The organism is Brevundimonas denitrificans (assembly GCF_030160755.1).
GTDB lineage: Bacteria > Pseudomonadota > Alphaproteobacteria > Caulobacterales > Caulobacteraceae > Brevundimonas > Brevundimonas denitrificans.
Genome location: NZ_BSOY01000156.1, coordinates 1 through 887, shown reverse-complemented (window position 1 = coordinate 887; position 887 = coordinate 1). Strand labels below are relative to the sequence as shown.

General features: G+C 53.0%; 1 protein-coding gene. It reads right to left on the bottom strand.

Annotation, left to right across the window (positions count from 1 at the left end; translation table 11 throughout):
• Positions 1-753: tyrosine-type recombinase/integrase (locus tag QQJ79_RS15460; RefSeq protein ID WP_284223823.1), on the bottom strand; the 753-nt coding region annotated here is incomplete at its 3' end.
• Between the last annotated feature and the right edge of the window lie 134 nt (positions 754-887).

Below are 887 nucleotides of genomic sequence, written 5' to 3'. Positions count from 1 at the left end.
CTGCTCCCACCGCATTTGCAGCACATTGGTTTTTCTGGCCCCGGTATAGAGGGACACATAAAGATAGTCCCGCGCCACCTCGTTCAGTTCCTCATCCAAGGCGGCAAAGAGCAGGGGCAGTTCATTGGGCTGGGCATAGCGGTCCCGCGCTTCTTCCCGGAACTTCTTGATCCCGTTGGTCGGGTTGTCGCCGTTCCATCCCCATTCGATGGCCTTGTTATACATGGAGCGAATGCGCTCCAATATCCGGTTGGCCTGATAAAGCCCGTTCCTCTCCTTGGTCTTGAGATGCAGGGTCTTGATGTCATACTTGCTGATGCTGGAGATTTTACGGTTGAACCAGTGGGACAGGAACTTGTTGATTTCCCGCTCATCATAGCGCCAGCTTTTCTTCTCAACCTTGCTGTAGCGGTCCATATAGAGATCAAACAACTCCTTGAGGGTGATTTCCTTGCGAAGGCGGTTTTTCTCGACGTTGGGGTTAGTGCCGCTGGCAAGCTCGCCCTTGGCCTGTGTGGCGGCGTTACGGGCCTTCTCAATGGTCATGTCGGGGAACTTGCCCAAGGTTACCCGGATCGGCCGCCCCTGAAGCTTCTGATAGAGCTGGAAGCTTTTCAGGCCGCTCGGCATGACCCGGATAATCAGGCCGGGCACCCGGCTATCCTTGAAGGAATACCGCTTGCCTTCCGGTGGCAGGGGAAGGGCGGTGAGCGCCGCCTTGGTAAAATTGATTTTCTCGTTGGGGGCTACCATAGGGCTACCTATTTCCGTAAAATTGACCGCATTGAGTTTATCTCTATTAAACGAATGTGGCGGAAATATGTATAGAAAATAACAGGTTATATCTATTCAGTAACCCCGGTTAAACACTCCCCTGTTTGGCTCAT